Below are 19,679 nucleotides of genomic sequence, written 5' to 3'. Positions count from 1 at the left end.
AAAGCAGCGATGTAATGTCGCTGCTTTTTCTTTATCTACATTTTAATATCTCCCGTTCTCTCAAACGCATAAAGCATGTTGGTGACGTGCAATGCCTGCACCACTTTATTCTCCCGTAAGAGCTGCTTCACCTCGTCCACGGTGAGCTCCATCACTTCTATCTCTTCATTGTCATCCAGGTCCTGCTCCGCTACTTTTTCCCCGCCGGTGGCCAGGAACATATGCGTGCGGTTGTTGCTGGTACTGGCATTGGCAGATACATTGCCCAGGTATTCGATCTGTTCAAATTTATACCCGGTCTCTTCCAGCAGCTCCCTTTCTGCAGCCACCGTGGGCGATGCATCTTCAGGGTCCATGGTGCCGCCGGGCAGCTCTATGATGGTAGCGCCATATGCCTGGCGAAACTGCCGTATCATCAGCACTTTGCCGGTTTTGGTAAAGGCCACTACATTCACCCAGTCCCGGTATTCCAGCACGTAGTAGGGCTCAATGATCCTGCCATCGGGGCGTTCGCATTTGTCGCGGCGGGCTGTCAGCCATTCGTCGCGGAAGATGTAAGTTGATTCCAGTGTTTTCCAGTCCATTGCGTCCATAGTCCAGTTGTTAGATTGTAGTTACCAGCCCATCCGCTCTTTCAGGCGGATGATGTGCATGAGGTGATGACGGCCATGCCAGGCGTACATGCCGGCCACCGCCTTAAGTGCAGCAGTCCTTTGTGTGGCGGGGTGCAGGAAGGTACGTTCCCATTGTTCCGGTGTAAGGTTATCCAGCAGTACGGTCCAGCGTTTGTGCAGGGCATGCAGCAGGGTGTTGCTTACGTTGATGGCGGTTTTATGCGTATCCGGCAGTTCCGCCCACAAATGTTCTTCGTAGGGTTTGATGGTGGGATTATCTTCTGTAAGCGCCAGTTTAAAGCGGATGTAGGCGTTCATATGACTGTCTGCCACATGATGCACGACCTGGGTCACGGTCCAGCCATCCGGGCGGTAGGGTGTAAGCAACTGGGCTTCATCCAGGTCCTGGGTGGCTATTTCCAGCAGAGTGGGCAGGTGGCGGATATCGTTGATCCAGCCTGCCAGGATCTGCGGGGTGATCTCCGCAGGGGCTTCAAATTTCCCGATGGGATATTTCAGTACTTCGATGTCTGTAGTGGTCATGCGGGAGGAGGATTATTGTTCGCGGATGTCTTTACCGGTGAGGTGGATGAATACGTCTTCCAGGTTGGCTTTCTTCACCTGTTTGGGCCGTTCAAAACCGGTGGCCACCAGGTTATCAATGAGCGCATCCGGTGAGTCGATGGCGATGATGCGGCCACTGTCTACAATGGCGCAGCGGTCGCAGAGGAACTCGGCTTCGTCCATGTAGTGGGTGGTGATCACCACGGTGGTACCTGCTGCACGTACGCCCTGGATGAGGTCCCACAGGTTACGGCGTGCCTGGGGGTCCAGGCCGGTGGTGGGCTCGTCCAGGAAAATGATCTTGGGCTTGTTAATGAGGGTGGTAGCGATGGAAAAGCGTTGTTTCTGGCCACCGGAAAGCTCTTTGAACTTGGCCTTGGCCTTGTCTTCCAGGTTAAAGCGGGCCAGCAGTTCGGTAGCATTCACCGGCTGGTTATAAAGTCCTCCGAAGAGGTCGATGAGTTCCGTAAGGGTAAGGCCGGGATAATAACCGGAAGTTTGCAGCTGCACGCCGATGCGGGTCTTAATGGCTTCGGGATCCTTGTCCAGGTCCAGCCCGTCCACGGTTACCTGGCCTGCTGTTTTTTCGCGGAGGGTCTCGATGATCTCCAGGGTAGTGGATTTGCCGGCGCCGTTAGGGCCCAGCAGGCCAAAGATCTCGCCTTCATACACGTCGAAGCTGATGCCTTTCACCGCGGTGAAATCGCCATACCGTTTCACCAGTTCTTTCACTTCAATAATCTTATTCCTTTCCATGGCGGCAAGGTACGGCGGAATGGGGAGTTTTACAATGACTTTTGCCGTTGTGATATGGCGTGGCGGGTTGTGGTGTTTCGTTCTTTGGGTTACCGCCCTTCTGCCACCGGCGGGATAAAAAAAGGGAGACAAGTGCCGGGGGATAAAACCGCCGGGGCAAAAAAAGAAGCGGCCGTCCTAAACAGGATGGCCGCTTACATATGCTTGATTCCACGTTATGATCTTATTGCTGGATGAAAAGCTGGGTAAAGTAAATCATCCCGTTTTTCCCTACCGCGGTACCAATACCGGAGAGGGCGTAATTGCCTTCCATGTTCTTGCGGTGGCCCGGGCTATGGATCCATCCGTTCACCACGCCTTCTGCGTCCAGGTTACCGTAAGCTACATTTTCTGCGGCCCGGCTCACCTTGCCCTGTAATTTGCTGTAGGTGGCCACCCGGTCTTCAAAGCCATCGTGCCCGAAGGGGGTGGTACCATTGGCCATTTGTTCGCTGTGCATTTCTGCCAGGCTATCCATCAATTTGTTTGCCACAAGTGGCGCCAGACCCTTGGAAGCCCTGTATTTGTTTACATAATACAAGATCTGCGCATTTAAAGTGGCCGCGTTCATAGTGGCGGCAGCTTTCACGGTACTACGGGCGGGCGGTGTTGCTTTGCGGGCGCAGGCATCTGCCTGGCTACCGGCCATGACCAGCACGGCCATGATAACGATACGATTCAGTGTTTTCAAGGTGTAATGGTTTGAGATTGCAACCGGGTATTTCAAAAATGATACCCGGTTTTTAAACGCAGGCACAAGTTAATTATTGCACCTTAGTATCAGATACTGTCCATCTCAAAAAGTTTAACAACCCTGGCTAAAATATTTTGTCAAACCGCCCGCCGGCAGGGAATTTCCGAGGCTCAGTTTCCAATTTCAAAGGAAGTATAAAGTCTCATGTCCCCTTTGCGCAGCATGGAGGCCGGCAGCTTACCGCGGCAGTGTTTGCGTATGTTTTACAGGAAAGCGTAAAATACAGGGGCCTCCTGCAGCACGCACGCTTACCGCGGGCTGCGGCTGGCGTTATTATACGTTTACACCACCGTGCTCATGGCCGCCAGCCGGGCCTTCACCCCTTCCATCATGGTACTGGAACCAATGAAGATGGGCGTGCGCTGGTGCAGGCGGGTGGGCTGCACGTCCAGCAGGCGCTGGGCTGCAGCCGCCAGGGATACGCCCCCCGCCTTTTCCACCAGGAAAGACATCGGGTTGCATTCATAACAAAGCCTCAAACGGCCACTCTGGTATTTGCCGTAGGCGGGATAAAAAAACACGCCCCCCTGGATAAGGGTACGGTGGATCTCCGCCACCATACAGCCCACCGCACGATGCTTGTATATCCGCTCCTGTGGCGTTTTTGCAAGGAAACCATCTATTACCCGGCGGGTGGCATCATCATACAAATGGTAATAGCCCATGTTGATGGAAAAGATCTCCCCGTCTGCAGGGCATTTCAGGTTGGGATGCGACAGGCAGAACTCCCCGATGGAAGGGTCCAGGGTAAAGCCCTGCACGGAGCGGCGGGTGGCGTATACCAGCATGGTGGAAGAGCCGTAAATGATGTAGCCCGCGGCTATCTGGGCGCTGCCCGGCTGCAGGAAATCTTCCAGCTTGCAGGGTGTGCCTTCCGGGGTAATGCGGCGGTACACAGAAAAGATGGTGCCGATGGAAATGTTCACATCAATATTGCCCGATCCATCCAGGGGATCGATGAGCACCACGTACTTGGAGTTCATGGAGTGCTCATCCAGGAAAGGAATGAAGTCTTCATTCTCTTCGGAGGCCATGCCACAGCAGTAAATGCTGGTGCGCAGGGCGTCAATAAATTGTTCGTTGGCAAATTCATCGAGCTTTTTTACGGCCTCGCCTTGTACATTGGTGCGGCCTGCCTCCCCGAGGATATCGGCTATGCCGGCTTTATTTACTTCTACATTCACGCGCTTGGCGGCCAGTCCTATGCCGCGCAGGAGGCCCGATAACTGGCCCGTGGCGCCGGGGAAATTGCGTAGTTCCTGGATGGTAAATTCATCCAGTGTCATGACGCTTTGCTTGCTGTTCATAAACCTGTTTAGCTTGTTTTGGTGTGTAATGATTGGTGGTTATGGTAACACTTTATAACGTGGGCCCTGACTCCGGGAGGGCAAAGCGAATGTAGGATAATTCTCCCTAAACCCAGGCAGGGCGCCTGGTACGGCAAGGGGCTTCATAACGGGATTGTCATTTCCTGCCGGGATTCTTTAGAGAAAATGCAGCAATTGCCGTATTTTGTTACGCATTATTTTATAGTAGATCGAGCAAATATGAAGGTTTTTAAATTTGGTGGCGCCAGCCTGGCCAGCATTGAACGCATACAACAGGTGGCCTCCATCGTACGGAGTTTTGCAGGGGAAAAGATCCTGATCGTGATCTCCGCCATGGGCAAAACCACCAATGAACTGGAAAAGGTAGTACAGCACTTTTATAACGGGCAAAAGGAAACGGCCCTGCAACTGCTGCAGGGCATTGAAGCGCAGCACCTCCAGGTGGCCCGCCAGCTCCTGCATAACCCGGACAACCCCGTGTATGCACAGCTGCAGCAGTTCTATACCGAAGCCGAATGGACCGTGGGCGAGCAACCGGTGCAATCTTTCGATTACTATTACGACCAACTGGTAAGCCTGGGTGAGCTGCTCAGTACCGCCATTGTGAGCGCCTACTTTAACGAAGCGGGCCTGGCCAATGCCTGGATGGATGTGCGCGACGTGTTCCGCACGGATGATAATTACCGGGACGCCAACATAGACTGGAACGTGACCCAGCGCAATATGACCCAAAAGGTAGTGCCCCTCTTTAACGCACTGGACCTGGTGATCACCCAGGGGTTCATAGGCAGCACGGATGAAAATGAAAGCGTGACCCTGGGCCGGGAAGGCAGCGATTACAGCGCAGCGGTATTTGCCAACATGCTGGACGCAGAAAGCCAGACCATCTGGAAAGACGTGGAAGGCCTCAAAAATGCCGATCCCAAGCTATTCCCCAACACGGTGAATATCCCGGAGATCACCTACAGCGAGGTGATTGAAATGGCTTATTATGGCGCACAGGTGATCCACCCCAAAACCATCAAGCCCCTGCAGAACAAGCAGATCCCGCTGTATGTGAAATGCTTCCTGAACAAGGACCTCCCGGGCACCCGCATCAGCGAAACCGCCGATACGGCCCAATTGCCGCCTATCATCGTTTTAAAACAAAACCAGGTGCTGCTCTCCATCACCTCCCGCGATTTCGGGTTTATAACGGAAAAGAGCATCAGTAATATCTACGCCATCTTCCACCGCCTCAAGATCCAGATCAACCTAATGCAGAATGCCGCTATCAGCTTTTCCTGCTGCATAGACCATAATGCAGAAAAGATCGAAGCGCTGATCAAGGTCCTGCAGGACGCGTTCAAGATCAGTTATAATGAAGGCCTGTCCCTGCTGACCGTCCGTCATTATAATCAACCGCTCCTGGACCACTTACTGCAGGGAAAACAGCAGTTGCTGGAACAGAAGTCGCGCCATACGGTACAGGTGGTCTATTAACATTATCGTATTTAAATTAAAGAGGTCTTTCCCCGGCGTAGTATGACGGCTACAGCACATGGAAAGACCTCTTTTTTTATGCCGTCAAACCCGCCACCAGACCAGAGATCACATTTACCCCCAAAAAAAATTAAAAATATTTCTACGTTTGCTGCAACCTTTTTCAACACGGATCGTCTTTTTAGTGTAGACTGGTTGCAAAGGCGAAAAGGTACAATCCGAAAAAAACATTTTCCCCCGAGCCCCCCGGCATACACAACGCGTTTGTTTAGTTACTCGAATACTTATTTATCAGGATCAACAACTGTAGAAAAAAGCGGGCCTTCCCGCGCTCGTCGTCTCAAACATTACTAAGTCTTTAATACTGCTCTTTTATGAAGCATTTACTACTGGCAGGGCTCATGCTGCTCGCCGGCATAACATTGCACGCCCAAAATCAAAACAACGGAACTGTACAAACGCAGGTACTGGACGCACAAGGCAAGGCTTTGCCCTTTGTGACCCTCATGCTGAAAAAAGAAAAGGACTCCTCTTTAGTTAAGGGAGAACTGAGCAGCGAGGACGGCCATGTAAAGTTTGAAAAAATACCTTTTGGAACATTCTACGTGGAGGCTTCCCTGGTTGGATATCAGACCGCGAAAACCAAAACGATCACCATAGATGCTACTCATCCTTCCGCCAAAGTAAGTAACATCGTCCTCAGCATCAGTACTAAAACCTTACAGGCTGTAAACGTTGTAGGTCAAAAACCATTCATTGAACGGGTGGGCGGCACTACCACCCTGAACGTAGAGAACAGTGTATCCAGCACCGGTACCACCGCCCTGGAAATTCTCCGGAAAGCACCCGGCGTTACCATCGATAAGGATGACAACGTGCTGCTGAAAGGACAGGGCGGGGTTACTGTAATGCTGGACGGCCGCCTCACCCATTTAAGCGGGGAGCAACTGGCCAACCTGCTCAAGAACATGAGCAGTGAAACCATTGCCTCCATCGAGATCATTACCAATCCTTCCGCCAAATATGATGCTGCCGGGAGCACCGGTATCATCAACATCAAGACCAAGAAAAGCAAGCTCACCGGCATGAACGGCAATGTGCATGGCACCATGGGTAAAGGCATGTACATGCGCTACAATGCCGGTGCAGACCTGAACTACATGACCAACAAGTACAACCTGTATGGCAACTACAACCTGGCCGATAACCACACTGGTACGACCCGCGCCCTGGACCGCGAAGTAGGCGGCGAACCGACCGACCTGCTTTTCAGCCAGCGCGTAAAAGAGAAACATCATTACAACGGCAATAACTACAAAGCCGGTATTGATTATTATCTCACCCCAAAGCAAACCCTGGGCTTTATGTTCACCGGCTACAACAGCGCCTGGCAGAACAACCGCCCCAGCACCACCACCATCCAGAACGTGGGCATGCCCATTGACTCTGTGCTGCACTCCCGCACCACCAACGATGAGCATTACAAGAACCAGACGTATAACCTGAACTATAAGGCTACACTGGACACTACGGGCAAGGAGATCACCTTTGACGGCGACTATGCCACCTTCCACAACACCGGGCTGGAACACCTGAACGACAGCATGTATAACAATGCACAACAGCAGTACACCGCTATCAACGGCATCCGTGACAATACCAATACCAACATCACCATTGGTACCGCCAAAGTGGACGCCAGCCTTCCTTTCACGAAGACCACTAAAGTGGATGTGGGCCTCAAAGCCAGCCTTGTAAAAACAGACAATGACCTGCGTTATGATTCATTGTTCAATAACAAATACCAGTTTGCGCCCAGCCGCAGCAACCGTTTCATCTACAAGGAAAATGTGTATGCAGCGTATGCCATGGTGAAACATTCTTTTAAGAAAACAGACGTGGTAGTGGGCCTGCGCGCAGAACAGACAGAGGCCACGGGCATCTCCCCCACCATGTCCAATACCTTTAAACGCAGCTACCTGGACCTGTTTCCCAACGTCAGCGTGGACCAGAAGATCGATAGCCTGAACAAGGTGGGCATCTCCTACTCCCGCCGCATTAACCGCCCGCAGTACGACCAGCTGAACCCTTTCCTGTTCTTCCTGGACAAGTTCCTGTACGGCTCCGGTAACCCGAACCTGATGCCGGAATACATGACCAAACTGGAAGGCGCTTACACCTTCAAAGACAAATACATCCTTACCCTGGGCTACCGCCACAGTAAAGGCATGATCAATGAATACATGAGCAATGACACCGTGACCAAAGTGGCCTACGATACGCAGATCAACTACGATAACAGCGACGGATGGGACCTGGCCGTGACCGTGCCGGTGGATGTAACAAAGTGGTGGAACTCCAGTAACAACGCGAGTGTAAACCGCACCATCTACCGCCTGCGTACAGACCCGGTGAACCAGCAGCTGATCAACTTCCAGAACATCAACTTCAATTACGGTTTCAACACCACCAATACTTTTACGGTAAACAACGCCGTGAAGCTGGAACTCAGCGGTTACTATTACTCCCGGTTCGCAGAAGGACTGTGGAGAGGTAAAGCGCAGTACGCGGTGAACGTAGGCGCACAGTACACCTTCCTGAACAAGAAGGCTACACTGAAACTGAATGTGAACGATATTTTCAATACGCAACAGTTCATTGGCGGCACCCACACGCCCCAGCTGAACATAGACATCCACAACCGCTGGGATAGCCGCAGAGCTTCCCTGAGCTTTACGTACCGCTTTGGTAAAACGGATGTGAAGCCCCAGCGTGAGCACCATTCGGAAGAAGAAAGCCGTGTAAAAGGAAACTAAAAAATATTTGCATCCCACGGCGAATGGTGTGCCATGGCCCGGCTTCGTTGGATGCTTAACAGGGAGTGCCGGAAAGCAAACATCATTCGCCGTGGGATTTTTTCGGATTTGTACTACTACCTATGGGCGCGGGATTTTTCCTGCGCCTTTTTTGTGCAGGAATGCCGTGTATAATGAAGATGCCGGCGGGCCAGTTGTCACCCGTGATAGGCGCCGGAGATATACTTTTCCAGGTTTTCAATGGTATGCTGTTGCTCCTGCATGATCTGCTTTACCAGGTCACCGATGGAGACCAGGCCTACCAGCCGTTGCTGGCCGTCTACTACAGGCAGGTGGCGGATATGTTTGTCCGTCATCAGCTGCATGCAGTGCTCCAGGGAGTCGGCCTCCGTTACGGAAATAGGGTGCTCTGTCATGATGTCGCGGATGTGGGTATCGCGGGAGTTGCGCCCTTTCAGCACCACGCGGCGGGCATAGTCACGTTCGGAGAACACACCGAGGAAATTCTGGGCGGCATCCACCACCATCAGTGCGCCTACATTGCGCTCCACCAGCATTTCCAGCGCCTCGTACACGGTATGATCTGGCGGGATTGTGTACACTGCATGGCCCTTTACGTGCAGGATCTGTTTTACAGTAGTCATAGTTAAATTGTTAGATGGTTAGACGGATAGATGGGCTGATGGTCGAATGGCCGGGCTATTGAATTGCTGGGTTGTTCGATGGCGCTGATAAAATCGACGGATGCCGGGGAGGCCCGGGTATTGTTTTGGTTGAAAAGACAGGGACTTACAGGACAGGAACAGATACTAGAAAAATAATATACAATAGGGCTTATGGAAGTAGTTGCGTGTTTCCTAAGATAATAAAAATGCGGGGTATTCACAAGACATCCCATAAAAAAAGCCGCTCCAACCGGAGCGGCTCTGAAAAATCTATTGTTAAGGCACAAACGGCTATCGCTAACGATTCACCATCTGGGCACCTGACAATTTAAAGATCCTAAATATTGCCTTTCTTCATTTCCTTCACAGCGTAATCCACCGCGCGGGCGGTCATGGCCATGTAGGTGAGGGAAGGGTTTACGCAGGCAGAAGATACCATGCTGGCGCCATCGGTCACAAATACGTTCTTCACGCTGTGCACCTGGTTGTAGCCATTGAGGATGGAGGTCTTCGGGTCGCGGCCCATGCGGGCGGTACCCATTTCATGGATGGCCATGCCGGGCCAGGAGCCTGCGTCGTAGGTCTTTACGTCCTTTACGCCGGCGGCTTCCAGCATTTCAGCGGCATCGTTTGCCATGTCCTTGCGCATTTTGTGCTCGTTCTCCTTAAACTCGGCGTTGAACTTGAGCACGGGCTGGCCCCATGCATCCTTGGTACTGTTGTCCAGGGTTACGTAGTTGTCTTCGTAGGGAAGGCATTCACCAAAACCACCCAGGCCCATCATCCAGTGACCCGGTTCGGTGAGCATTTCCTTGAAGTCCTTGCCCACGCCCATTTCCGCGATACCGCGTGCCCAGCCTTCGCGGCTGGCGCCACCCTGGTAGCCAAAGCCACGGATGTAATCGCGCTTATCGCTGCCAATGTTGCGGTAGCGGGGAATATAGATACCGTTTGCACGGCGGCCAAATACATATTTATCATCAAACCCTTCCACGCGGCCGGAAGCACCGGTACGGAAGTGGTGGTCCATCAGGTATTTACCCAGCACACCGCTATCGTTGCCCAGGCCGTTGGGGAAACGGCTGGAGGTAGAATTCATGAGCACAAAGGTGCTACCCAGGGTAGAACCGTTCACGAAGACGATCTTGGCGTAGTACTCGGTCATCTGCTTGGTGTGCTTGTCTATCACGCGCACGCCGGTGGCTTTGCCTGCCTTTTCATCATAGATGATAGAATTCACTATGCTGTCGGGGCGCAGGGTCAGCTTACCGGTGGCCACTGCTGCGGGCAGGGTGGACGACTGGGTGCTGAAATAAGCGCCAAACGGGCATCCGCGGCTGCACAGGTTGCGGTACTGGCAGTTGGTACGGCCAGGCAGCGGCTGGGTGATGTTTGCCACACGGCCAATGGTCATGCGACGGCTGGGGAACTTGCCTTCAATGCCATGTTTTACGGCTTCTTCCACGCAGCTCATGGCCATGGGCGGCATGAAGTGGCTGTCGGGCAGCTGGGGCAGGTTTTCCGCCTGACCGCTTACGCCGATGAAGCGTTCCACATAATCATACCAGGGGGCCAGGTCCTTGTAGCGGATGGGCCAGTCCACGGCAATCCCGTCTTTCAGGTTACCTTCAAAATCAATATCGCTCCAGCGGTAGCTCTGGCGGCCCCACATGATAGACTTGCCTCCCACGATGTCGGGGCGGTACCAGTCGAAGCGTTTTTCTTCATTATAAGGAGACTCTGAATCCTTGATCCAGTATTTTTCATTGTGCTCGCTGTAGGGATAGTCGCGGCTCAGTTTAGGATGCGTTTCCCGCTGGTCCACGGTAATGCGGCCACGGTGGGGAAACTCCCAGGGATCTTTGGTAGCAGTTTCGTAATCTTTCACGTGCTCCAGTTTCTTACCGCGGTCCAGCATCAGCACGGTGAGACCGTGTTCGGTAAGTTCTTTGGCGGCCCAGCCACCGCTAACGCCAGAACCGATCACAATGGCGTCGTAAGTATTCTGGGCGTCTGCTTTAATGTTTAAATTCATTGTGGAACCATTTTCGGCGGCATCGTTCCCGAGCGCCCTACTGGCGCGGGTTTGCGAGCTTCCTTGTTAGAATAAGTTTTGTGCAAAAGCTTCCGGTTGCGCAAAGGCATGTTGGATCAGGTGGCCCAGGCCTTGTCACCTTTTTTATACGGCAGGCAGGGATCAAATTTGCCCGGTACGGCTACGTAGCGAAGGGCTTCGGTAGCGCCCGGCTTGGAAGTGAAGTAGCCCAGGAGGGTCAGTTCTTTCAGCACCTGGAAGTAGTGAGGGCCGGCGCCTTCCTGCTTGGGTTGCTTGTTGTACTCCACGCGTTCCTTGTCAATGGCGGTAAGCACCTGTTCCCGCTGTTCAGGTTTCAGGTCCATAAAGCTGTTGCCAAACTGCTTTTTGCTGGCTTCATCGATAGACTTCAAACCGTCCAGTACCCGCTGCTGATCTTCCGGCTTGTAGCAATCATTCAGCATGGTGATGATGAACTTGTCTACCCCACCGGCTTTAGCGCCAGGCGTGTTCGTGGTGGGAATGATCGTTTCTGCAATTTCTGAAAGCAGGTCTTTGGTTTCCGGAGCCTGTAAAGCATAGTTCTTCGGGCCCGACACACAGCCATTCAGCGCAGATAACGTGGAGGCAGAAACGGCCGTTCCGAGCAGGATGGCTACGCTTCTGATGGCTTCTCTTCTGTTCATGTTGTTTAGTTAGATAAGTGGAATTTGACCAATTTCCCCAAGTTGAAAAAAATAATCGACATTTCAAGGCTTTTCGTGATGAATGGGGCAGTTTTACGCTTATTCCCCTTCCGCAACCGTTTGCCAGCAAGGATTTGCGGTCAAAAAATTTTTTCCCCGGGGAATGGATTTCATTGTGTTGAAATGACCTAAACTTTACTATCCGGGCATTTCCGGGCATTAAAAAAGCCGGTTGATCTCTGGGAACCACCGGCTTTTTGCGGGTATTTTGGAAATGGTTGTCCTGTTATTACATGATGTACTGACCCTTGTCATCCGTGAGCACCACGGGTATGCGATGGTGTTTTTCAAAGTACATGTAGGCCGTGCGCAGGTTATCCCAGAACAGGCCTTCACAATCATTGTTACATACATTCATCAGGTAGCCGGCAGACCCCAGGTTGCTGAAGCGCACCGGGTATACATGCACGGGAATGAAATCCTGCCCGGCATTCTTGGCATTCACTGCCAGGATATACACTTCATCTATAAAGTTGTCGCTTAGCGGAATGCAACCTATGGTAAGGCAGCTGCCGTGTATGTAGATCTCGTTGCCCGGGCGTTTCGGGTCGCTGAGAATACGGTCGGAGTAGTTCGGGTAGTTGATGCCCAGGGACAGGTGGTAGTTGCTGTTCGGGTTAAAGTCGTTGATGTAGTAAAATCCTTCCGGCACCTGGAGGTCGCCCTCGCGGCGCTTGGGCCCCATCTTGCCGGACAGGTTGCACACCTTGTAAGACTTGAACAGGCGGAACGTGTCTGCAATGTTGTTTTTCACCCAGATCTCCAGTTCACTGTCCAGCTTAAAGGAGCGGAGATAGATATATTTGGCCGGATAGGTCAGGCCCTTTTTTTCAAACTCCTTCTTTAATGCGTCTTCCTTGGCGCGGTAGGCCTCTCCCACCTTGGGAAACAGTTTCTGGTTCTCCAGGAACGACTGCTGGGCGTGTACGGCAGCGCCACACAGCAGCAGGGACAGGCATAAGGTGATCCATTTCATCATATAAACAACAACTTCTTCTTTATCTGTGTGCCAGGTTAAACCAGGCTAAAAAATACATGAGACAAGCCAGGAGGAGGTAAAATACTGCACTTCCTTTTTTGCCCAGGAAACGCATGGTATAATGCTGTTGACCCCGGAAGAGCAGGAAGGCTGTAACACTCTGGAAAAGACCGGCTACCAGGAAAATAATACCTATAATCAGATGGCTGTTCATACAACGTAAAGCCGGGCGGAATATTTTATTGGGACCGGGTTAGGAGCAAATTTAAAAAAAGTGCAGATTTTGAAGGGGTTGAGAATAGTTGTAGGAGATGGTTTTAACAAGATGTTAACGGGAGGTGCCGGGGCAGCCCCCGGTCGGGGCTGGTCCGGCGGGTGGCGGGTAAACAAAAATACCGGCAGGGCCTTGCCCCACCGGTACCGGATCAAACATATAAAAGCGCAAATAATACTGCATGTACAGTGCACCGGTGCTACAGGTTGCCCCGCAGTTCCTGCTCCCGCTCAATGGATTCAAACAACGCCTTGAAATTGCCCTTCCCGAAAGAAGTAGCTCCCTTGCGCTGGATGATCTCGAAGAACACGGTGGGCCGGTCCTGCAAAGGCTTGGTGAAGATCTGCAGCAGGTAGCCCTCATCATCCCGGTCTACCAGGATCCCCAGTTTTTCCAGGGATGCAATATCCTCATCGATCTTGCCTACGCGGGCCTGTAACTCCTGGTAATAGGTGCTGGGCACCGTCAGGAATTCCACGCCGCGGGCCTGCAGGTCAGACACCGTCCGGATGATGTCATTGGTGGCAATGGCCACGTGCTGTACACCAGGGCCTCCGTAGAAATCCAGGTATTCTTCGATCTGGGATTTCTTTTTGCCTTCCGCCGGCTCATTGATCGGGAATTTCACCCGCCCGTTGCCATTGCTCATTACCTTGCTCATGAGGGCAGAGTACTCGGTGGAAATGTCGGAATCATCAAAGGAGATGAGGTTGCGGAAACCCATCACTTTTTCATAGAAGCCTACCCAGGTGTTCATCTCGTTCCAGCCTACGTTGCCCACGCAGTGGTCTACGTACAGCAGGCCGGTCTCGGAAGGATTATATGCACTTTTTACAGCGCGGTAGCCGGGCATAAAGGCGCCGGTGTAGTTCTTTCTTTCAATGAACATATGCACGGTTTCACCGTAGGTGTAAATGCCGCTGCGCACTACCTCGCCAAATTCGTCTTTCTCTGTAACCGGCTCCAGGTAAGGCTTTGCGCCGCGCTTCACGGTTTCTTCAAAAGACCTGCGGGCATCGTCCACCCAAAGGGCCAGCACTTTAACACCATCACCGTGTTCATTTACATGACGGGCAATGTCTGAAGTGGGATGCAGGGCGCTGGTGAGTACAAAGCGCAGTTTGTGCTGCACCAGCACATAAGAGGCGCGGTCGCGCACACCGGTTTCGGGACCGGCATAGGCTACCGTTTGAAAGCCAAAGGCGGTCTTGTAAAAATGGGCGGCCTGCTTGGCATTGCCCACGTAAAACTCTACGTAGTCTGTACCATTCAGCGGCAGAAAATCTTCCGCGGAGACGGCCGGTTGGTTTGCAAGTGTAGATTCCATGGTGATTTTGTTGTGATGAATTGGTTTTTGATATTTTTTACGAAACGAGTGCTAATCCTTGTAGTTGCTTGTTGATGAAATCCATTTCCTCGGAGCTGAGCTTTACCTGCGAGGCACGTGCGTTCTGCAAGGCCTGGTCTGCATTGCGCGCGCCTACCAGGGCGGCGGTAATGCCCGGCCTTTCTATGGTCCAGCGGATCACCAGCTGGGCCACGGTGGCATTTTTGGTTTCTGCCAATGGCTTTAAGCGGCCCAGGAAATCATTGATGCGGCTTACATTTTCCGGCTTGTAGACCCGGCTGGTGGCGCGGGTATCGCCTTCGGCAAAGTGATGCCCCGGGCGGATCTTACCGGTAAGGATACCTCTTTGCAACGGGCTGTAAGCGAGGATGCCAATGTTCTCCCGCACGCAATAAGGCACTATTTCATGCTCAATATTTTTTTCCACCATACTGTAAGGCACCTGGTTAGATGCGATGGGCAGCACGGCGTGGGCGCGTTTCAGCTGCGGCACATTGTAGTTGCACACACCGGCTTCCAGGATCTTGCCCTGCTCCTGCAGGCGCAGCACGGCTTCAAAGGTTTCTTCAATGGGCGTGGTGTTATCCGGCCAGTGGATCTGGTACAGGTCTATATAGTCCGTGCGCAGGCGGCGCAGGCTGTCTTCACATTCCCTGATCACGCTGTCCCTGCCGGCATATTTATATACCTCAATCGGGTTACCGTTGTTATCCTTGCTTTTCATGGCCAGTTCTCCATGCGGGGTCACGAGGTCCCAGCGCATGCCGAATTTGGTCAGGATCTGCACTTTGTCGCGGTTCACTTCCTGCAGGGCCTCTCCCACCAGTTCTTCACTGTACCCCTGCCCGTAAATGGGCGCGGTGTCAATGGAGGTCACCCCCTCGCCAATGGAGGTCTGTATGGCTTTGATGGCATCCTTGTGCTCACTGCCGCCCCACATCCATCCACCGATGGCCCAGGCGCCGAAAGTAATAGCGGATACATTTACGCTGCTTTGTCCGAGTTGACGGTATTCCATAATTGCTGTATTTGGTAGGTTGTACGAATCGGTTGTTATGCCGTCCAGCTTCTTACGTAACCCTCATCCTCAATGCCCAGGGCTGCCTCCGTGATCTGCAGGGGATGGAAAGTATCCACCATCACGGCCAGCTCTTTGGTTTCCCTGGCGCCTATGCTTTTCTCCACCGTACCGGGGTGCGGCCCATGCGGGATGCCCGCGGGGTGCAGGGTGATCATGCCCCTGGTCACATGCTTGCGGCTCATGAAATCACCGTCCACGTAATACAACACTTCATCACTGTCAATGTTGCTGTGGTTATATGGCGCGGGGATGGATTGCGGGTGGTAATCGAACAGGCGCGGACAGAAAGAACACACCACAAAATTGGTGCCTTCAAAGGTCTGGTGCACCGGCGGTGGCTGGTGTACCCGGCCCGTAATGGGCTCAAAGTCGTGGATGGAAAATGCAAAGGGATATTCGCATCCATCCCACCCCACCACGTCAAAAGGATGATGGCCGTAGTGAATGGGGTACATCATCCCTTTTTTCTTGATGCGCAGCACAAAGTCGCCTTCCTGGTCTATGGTCTGCAGGTTTTGCGGCTGGCGGATGTCGCGCTCACAGTAAGGCGAATGCTCCAGCAGCTGGCCGTATTTGCTCAGGTAACGTTTGGGATAACGGATAGGGCTGAATGATTCCACGATGAACAGGCGGTTGTCTGCCCCTGCAAATTCCACCTGGTAAATAGTACCCCTGGGCACCACCAGGTAATCACCATACCCAAAGGGCAGCTGCCCGTACTGGGTATGCAGCACACCACTGCCTTCGTGGATGAAGAGCAGCTCATCAGCATCGGCGTTTTTATAAAAATAATCTCCCATGCCCCGGCGGGGCGCTGCCAGGGAAATGTGCAGGTCATTGTTCACCAGCACAGGCACCCGGCTTTGCAGGTAATCATCCTGCGGGGCAATATGGAAGCCCTGGAAGCTGCGGTGTTTCAGCATTTTTTCTTCGGCCACTCTGGGGGCCACGGAATAGGCTTCGTCTACCCGGAGGATCTCGGTGGGCGGGTGGCAATGGTACAATAAGGTGGAGTTGCTGGAGAAGCCTTCCGTGGAAAAAAGCTGCTCACTGTATAATCCTCCATCCGGCTTTCGGAACTGGGTATGCCGCTTGTGCGGGATACGGCCAGCCTGGTGATAATGCGGCATGACTGAATATTGAAATCAGGAAAAAAGGAGTGGAATATTCATACAGGGTGATTGTACACGGCGTGGGCTACAAACGGTAGCACGCAGGTACAAGGAACACCATTAATAAATGTACTTGGGTAAAAAAGGCATTACATCGTTGAATCCATAGCCAGGGTGGCCATGAGACAATAGTAGCGGAGCTGTTCAGTATTTTTAAGCAACGATGCCAAAGTAGTGATTGTTTTCCAAGGCTAATGTAAGGCTATTCCCCGTGAATGAGAAAAAAAATAACCATGCCCGTTACATTAGTTGCTACAGCATTTATATAAAAACCAACGCTTTCTTTAAATAATTTCAAAAGTTTGACAATTGCTATTGCAAATGCCAATGCTATTTCGCATTTTTGTTTCCAGAAAGTCACAAACACCCAGTGTCCCGTAAGTCTACATATCACTTCTCCTCCATTTGCAGCGCCCCTGCAACCGGCACTACCGTGGCTTTTGGTGTGATCTCCATTATTACCACCACCATTATTACAACCCTTCGGGGTTAATCTATTCATATCGTCCACAGACCAGTACCTGGTACACTTCCGGCAGAAGCCGGCACTCTTTCCAACTTCAACCTTTCGTCAAACATGCAAGTACTAAAATTTGGCGGTACCTCCGTAGGTAGCGCAAAGGCCATCGAGCAGGTGTGCCATATCCTCCAGCAGCACAAACCCGCTGGCCGTTATGCCATTGTTGTTTCCGCGATGAGCGGCGTTACCGATAAACTGATCCAATGCGGCACCCTGGCCTCCAAAGGACAGGAAAACTATAAAACCGTGCTGCAGGATATTGAAACCCTGCACCTCGATACCATCCGCACCCTCTTCCCTATCACCGTACACAGTGGCCTTATCAGCCAGGTAAAAAAAAGACTGAATGCCCTGGAAACCCTGACAGACGGCATTTTCCAGGTAGGTGAACTTTCAAAACGTTCGCTGGACAAGATCATGAGCTTCGGAGAGTTGATGTCGTCTTACCTGCTGGCAGAAAAACTGAAACAACTGGGCCTTTCCGCCGCGTGGAAAGACAGCCGTGAAGTGATCATCACCGATGACCGTTTTGGCAATGCGCAGGTAGACTTCCTGGCCACCAACCATCAAATGCAGCAGTTCTTTGCCGCCAGTACCGTGGAATACGTGGTAATGCCGGGCTTTGTAGCCGCTACCGCCGAAGGTGAGACCACGACCCTGGGCCGCGGGGGCTCTGACTACACGGCCGCCATCGTAGCCGCCGCGGTAAATGCAGACCTGCTGGACATCTGGACGGACGTAAGCGGCATGATGACCGCCGATCCACGCCTGGTATCGCAGGCCCTGCCCATTGCCCACATCTCTTATGAAGAAGCCATGGAGCTCTCCCACTTTGGCGCCAAAGTGATCTACCCGCCCACCATCCAGCCGGTGATGAACAAACGCATTCCCATCTGGATCAAAAATACATTTGCCCCTGCCGATCATGGCACGCTGATACAGAACAGCACCGAGCGTAACTTCCCGGTAACAGGCATTTCCGGCATCCAGCACATTGCGCTGCTTACCCTGGAAGGCAGCGGCATGGTAGGCATTCCCGGCTTCAGCAAGCGCCTGTTTGATGCGCTGCTGCATGCCCGCATTAACGTGATCCTGATCACGCAAAGCTCTTCCGAGCACTCCATCACCGTGGGCATCCATGAAGCAGACATGCTGAAGGCCAAAGCCGCGGTGGACAGCGAGTTTGGGCAGGAGATCCATGAAAAGAAAATAGAGCCCCTCATCGTGGAGCGCGACCTGAGCATCATTGCCGTAGTAGGCGATAAAATGAAGAACCACCACGGCACCAGCGGCAAACTGTTTGGTGCTTTGGGCCGCAACGGGATCAATATCCGCGCTATTGCACAGGGCTCCACGGAAAAAAATATCTCCACCGTTATTAATAAGAACGACATTAAGAAAGCGCTGAACGTGCTGCACGAAGCCTTCTTTGAAACACCCACCAAGCAGGTGAACCTGTTCATAGCCGGTGTGGGCAACGTGGGCAGCAAGCTGCTGGAACAACTGCAGCAACAGCACCACTACCTGGAAGCAGAACTGGGCCTGCACATCCGCGTGATAGGGGTGGCTAACAGCAAGCAGATGGCCTTCCGGGAAAAAGGGATCGCCTCCGGCGAATGGCGGGATGCCCTGGTAAGCGGTGAGCGCATGGACATGGACGCCTTTGTGCAGCAAGTAAAAAAACTGAACCTGCGCAACAGCGTATTTGTAGACAACACCGCCAGTGCCTCCGTGGCCAGGGTATACAGCGAGTTCCTGCAACACGGCATCTCCGTGGTGACCTGCAATAAAATTGCCTGCTCTTCCAACTACGCCAATTATAAACAACTCAAGGAACTGGCCCGCCAGTTCAACGCTTCTTTCCTCTTTGAAACCAATGTGGGCGCAGGCCTGCCGGTGATCAACACCCTGAACGACCTGGTGCGTAGTGGTGACCAGGTAAAAAAGATCCAGGCTGTACTTTCCGGCAGCCTCAATTTTGTGTTCAATCATTTTGTGGGCAATGCCAGCTTCCGCAACGTGGTGCAGGCCGCACAGGATGAAGGCTACACCGAGCCCGATCCGCGTATAGACCTGAGCGGCGTGGACGTAGCCCGCAAGATCCTCATCCTGGCCCGTGAAAGCGGTGCCCGCATGGAAATGGAAGACATCATCAACCACTCCTTCCTGCCGGAAGCCGCGCTGCATGCACCTTCCGTGCCGGCCTTCTATGACCAGCTGGATATATTTGCCAGCCATTTCAATGGCCTCCGCGAAGCCGCCGAAAAAGAAGGCAAGCGCCTGAAGTTCGTGGCATCGTATGAAGATGGTAAAGCGTCTGTAGGCCTTCAATCGGTAGGCCCGGACCATCCTTTCTACAACCTGCAGGGCAAAGACAACATTGTGCTCTTTACCACCACCCGCTACGCAGACCAGCCCCTCATTGTAAAGGGCGCCGGCGCAGGGGCAGACGTCACCGCATCGGGCATTTTTGCAGACATTATCCGTACGGCGAGATAAATGACAA

16 protein-coding genes are annotated in these 19,679 nt (G+C 52.6%); 3 read left to right on the top strand and 13 right to left on the bottom strand.

What is annotated here, in order from left to right:
• Nucleotides 1–35: 35 nt before the first annotated feature.
• The 5 genes from DCC81_RS17325 to fbp all read right to left on the bottom strand — a co-directional run bounded on the left by DCC81_RS17325 (nucleotide 36) and on the right by fbp (nucleotide 4,034).
• Complete coding sequence (locus DCC81_RS17325) at nucleotides 36–593, bottom strand: NUDIX hydrolase (protein ID WP_108687842.1); 558 nt, start codon at nucleotides 591–593, stop codon at nucleotides 36–38.
• A gap of 21 nt (nucleotides 594–614) precedes the next feature.
• Nucleotides 615–1,157 (bottom strand): YfiT family bacillithiol transferase, encoded by a 543-nt coding sequence (locus DCC81_RS17320; RefSeq protein WP_108687841.1) that lies wholly within the window; start codon nucleotides 1,155–1,157, stop codon nucleotides 615–617.
• A 12-nt stretch (nucleotides 1,158–1,169) separates the two neighbouring features.
• Nucleotides 1,170–1,934, bottom strand: coding sequence for an ABC transporter ATP-binding protein (locus DCC81_RS17315; protein WP_108688298.1), 765 nt, complete (start codon nucleotides 1,932–1,934; stop codon nucleotides 1,170–1,172).
• A gap of 223 nt (nucleotides 1,935–2,157) precedes the next feature.
• Nucleotides 2,158–2,664 (bottom strand): CAP domain-containing protein, encoded by a 507-nt coding sequence (locus DCC81_RS17310; protein WP_133177698.1) that lies wholly within the window; start codon nucleotides 2,662–2,664, stop codon nucleotides 2,158–2,160.
• Between the two features lie 344 nt (nucleotides 2,665–3,008).
• Nucleotides 3,009–4,034: a class 1 fructose-bisphosphatase gene (fbp, locus tag DCC81_RS17305; RefSeq protein ID WP_108687839.1), complete on the bottom strand. Its 1,026-nt coding sequence runs from the start codon at nucleotides 4,032–4,034 to the stop codon at nucleotides 3,009–3,011.
• A 240-nt stretch (nucleotides 4,035–4,274) separates the two neighbouring features.
• Here fbp and DCC81_RS17300 point away from each other — a divergent pair, with 240 nt between their 5' ends.
• Nucleotides 4,275–5,537: an aspartate kinase gene (locus tag DCC81_RS17300; protein WP_108687838.1), complete on the top strand. Its 1,263-nt coding sequence runs from the start codon at nucleotides 4,275–4,277 to the stop codon at nucleotides 5,535–5,537.
• Between the two features lie 374 nt (nucleotides 5,538–5,911).
• Complete coding sequence (locus DCC81_RS17295) at nucleotides 5,912–8,353, top strand: TonB-dependent receptor (RefSeq protein WP_108687837.1); 2,442 nt, start codon at nucleotides 5,912–5,914, stop codon at nucleotides 8,351–8,353.
• A gap of 197 nt (nucleotides 8,354–8,550) precedes the next feature.
• On the opposite strand, the gene DCC81_RS17290 is transcribed toward DCC81_RS17295, so the two are convergent.
• The 8 genes from DCC81_RS17290 to DCC81_RS25395 all read right to left on the bottom strand — a co-directional run bounded on the left by DCC81_RS17290 (nucleotide 8,551) and on the right by DCC81_RS25395 (nucleotide 17,155).
• Nucleotides 8,551–8,997: a CBS domain-containing protein gene (locus DCC81_RS17290; RefSeq protein ID WP_108687836.1), complete on the bottom strand. Its 447-nt coding sequence runs from the start codon at nucleotides 8,995–8,997 to the stop codon at nucleotides 8,551–8,553.
• Nucleotides 8,998–9,355: 358 nt separating this feature from the next.
• Complete coding sequence (locus DCC81_RS17285) at nucleotides 9,356–11,053, bottom strand: GMC oxidoreductase (protein ID WP_108687835.1); 1,698 nt, start codon at nucleotides 11,051–11,053, stop codon at nucleotides 9,356–9,358.
• Between the two features lie 116 nt (nucleotides 11,054–11,169).
• Complete coding sequence (locus DCC81_RS17280; RefSeq protein ID WP_108687834.1) at nucleotides 11,170–11,739, bottom strand: gluconate 2-dehydrogenase subunit 3 family protein; 570 nt, start codon at nucleotides 11,737–11,739, stop codon at nucleotides 11,170–11,172.
• A gap of 289 nt (nucleotides 11,740–12,028) precedes the next feature.
• Nucleotides 12,029–12,778, bottom strand: a complete 750-nt coding sequence (locus tag DCC81_RS17275; RefSeq protein ID WP_240613011.1) for a L,D-transpeptidase family protein — start codon at nucleotides 12,776–12,778, stop codon at nucleotides 12,029–12,031.
• A 473-nt stretch (nucleotides 12,779–13,251) separates the two neighbouring features.
• Nucleotides 13,252–14,379 carry a 4-hydroxyphenylpyruvate dioxygenase gene (hppD, locus tag DCC81_RS17265; protein WP_108687832.1) on the bottom strand — a complete coding sequence of 376 codons (1,128 nt, stop codon included), beginning with the start codon at nucleotides 14,377–14,379 and terminating at the stop codon, nucleotides 13,252–13,254.
• 37 nt (nucleotides 14,380–14,416) lie between these two features.
• The gene (locus DCC81_RS17260) at nucleotides 14,417–15,418 is read right to left on the bottom strand and encodes an aldo/keto reductase (protein ID WP_108687831.1); all 1,002 of its coding nucleotides are present in this window, start codon (nucleotides 15,416–15,418) and stop codon (nucleotides 14,417–14,419) included.
• Between the two features lie 35 nt (nucleotides 15,419–15,453).
• Entirely contained in the window at nucleotides 15,454–16,611 is a 1,158-nt protein-coding gene (locus DCC81_RS17255; RefSeq protein WP_108687830.1) for a homogentisate 1,2-dioxygenase, read from the bottom strand.
• Nucleotides 16,612–16,855: 244 nt separating this feature from the next.
• Nucleotides 16,856–17,155, bottom strand: a complete 300-nt coding sequence (locus DCC81_RS25395; protein ID WP_133177697.1) for a hypothetical protein — start codon at nucleotides 17,153–17,155, stop codon at nucleotides 16,856–16,858.
• Nucleotides 17,156–17,230: 75 nt separating this feature from the next.
• On the opposite strand from DCC81_RS25395, the gene thrA reads away from it, so the two are divergent.
• Nucleotides 17,231–19,672: a bifunctional aspartate kinase/homoserine dehydrogenase I gene (gene thrA, locus DCC81_RS17250; protein WP_108687829.1), complete on the top strand. Its 2,442-nt coding sequence runs from the start codon at nucleotides 17,231–17,233 to the stop codon at nucleotides 19,670–19,672.
• The last annotated feature ends 7 nt before the right edge of the window (nucleotides 19,673–19,679 follow it).

The organism is Chitinophaga parva, from assembly GCF_003071345.1.
Taxonomy (GTDB): domain Bacteria; phylum Bacteroidota; class Bacteroidia; order Chitinophagales; family Chitinophagaceae; genus Chitinophaga; species Chitinophaga parva.
Note: the sequence above shows the minus strand (reverse complement) of the source record. Positions and strands in the feature narration are given on the sequence as shown.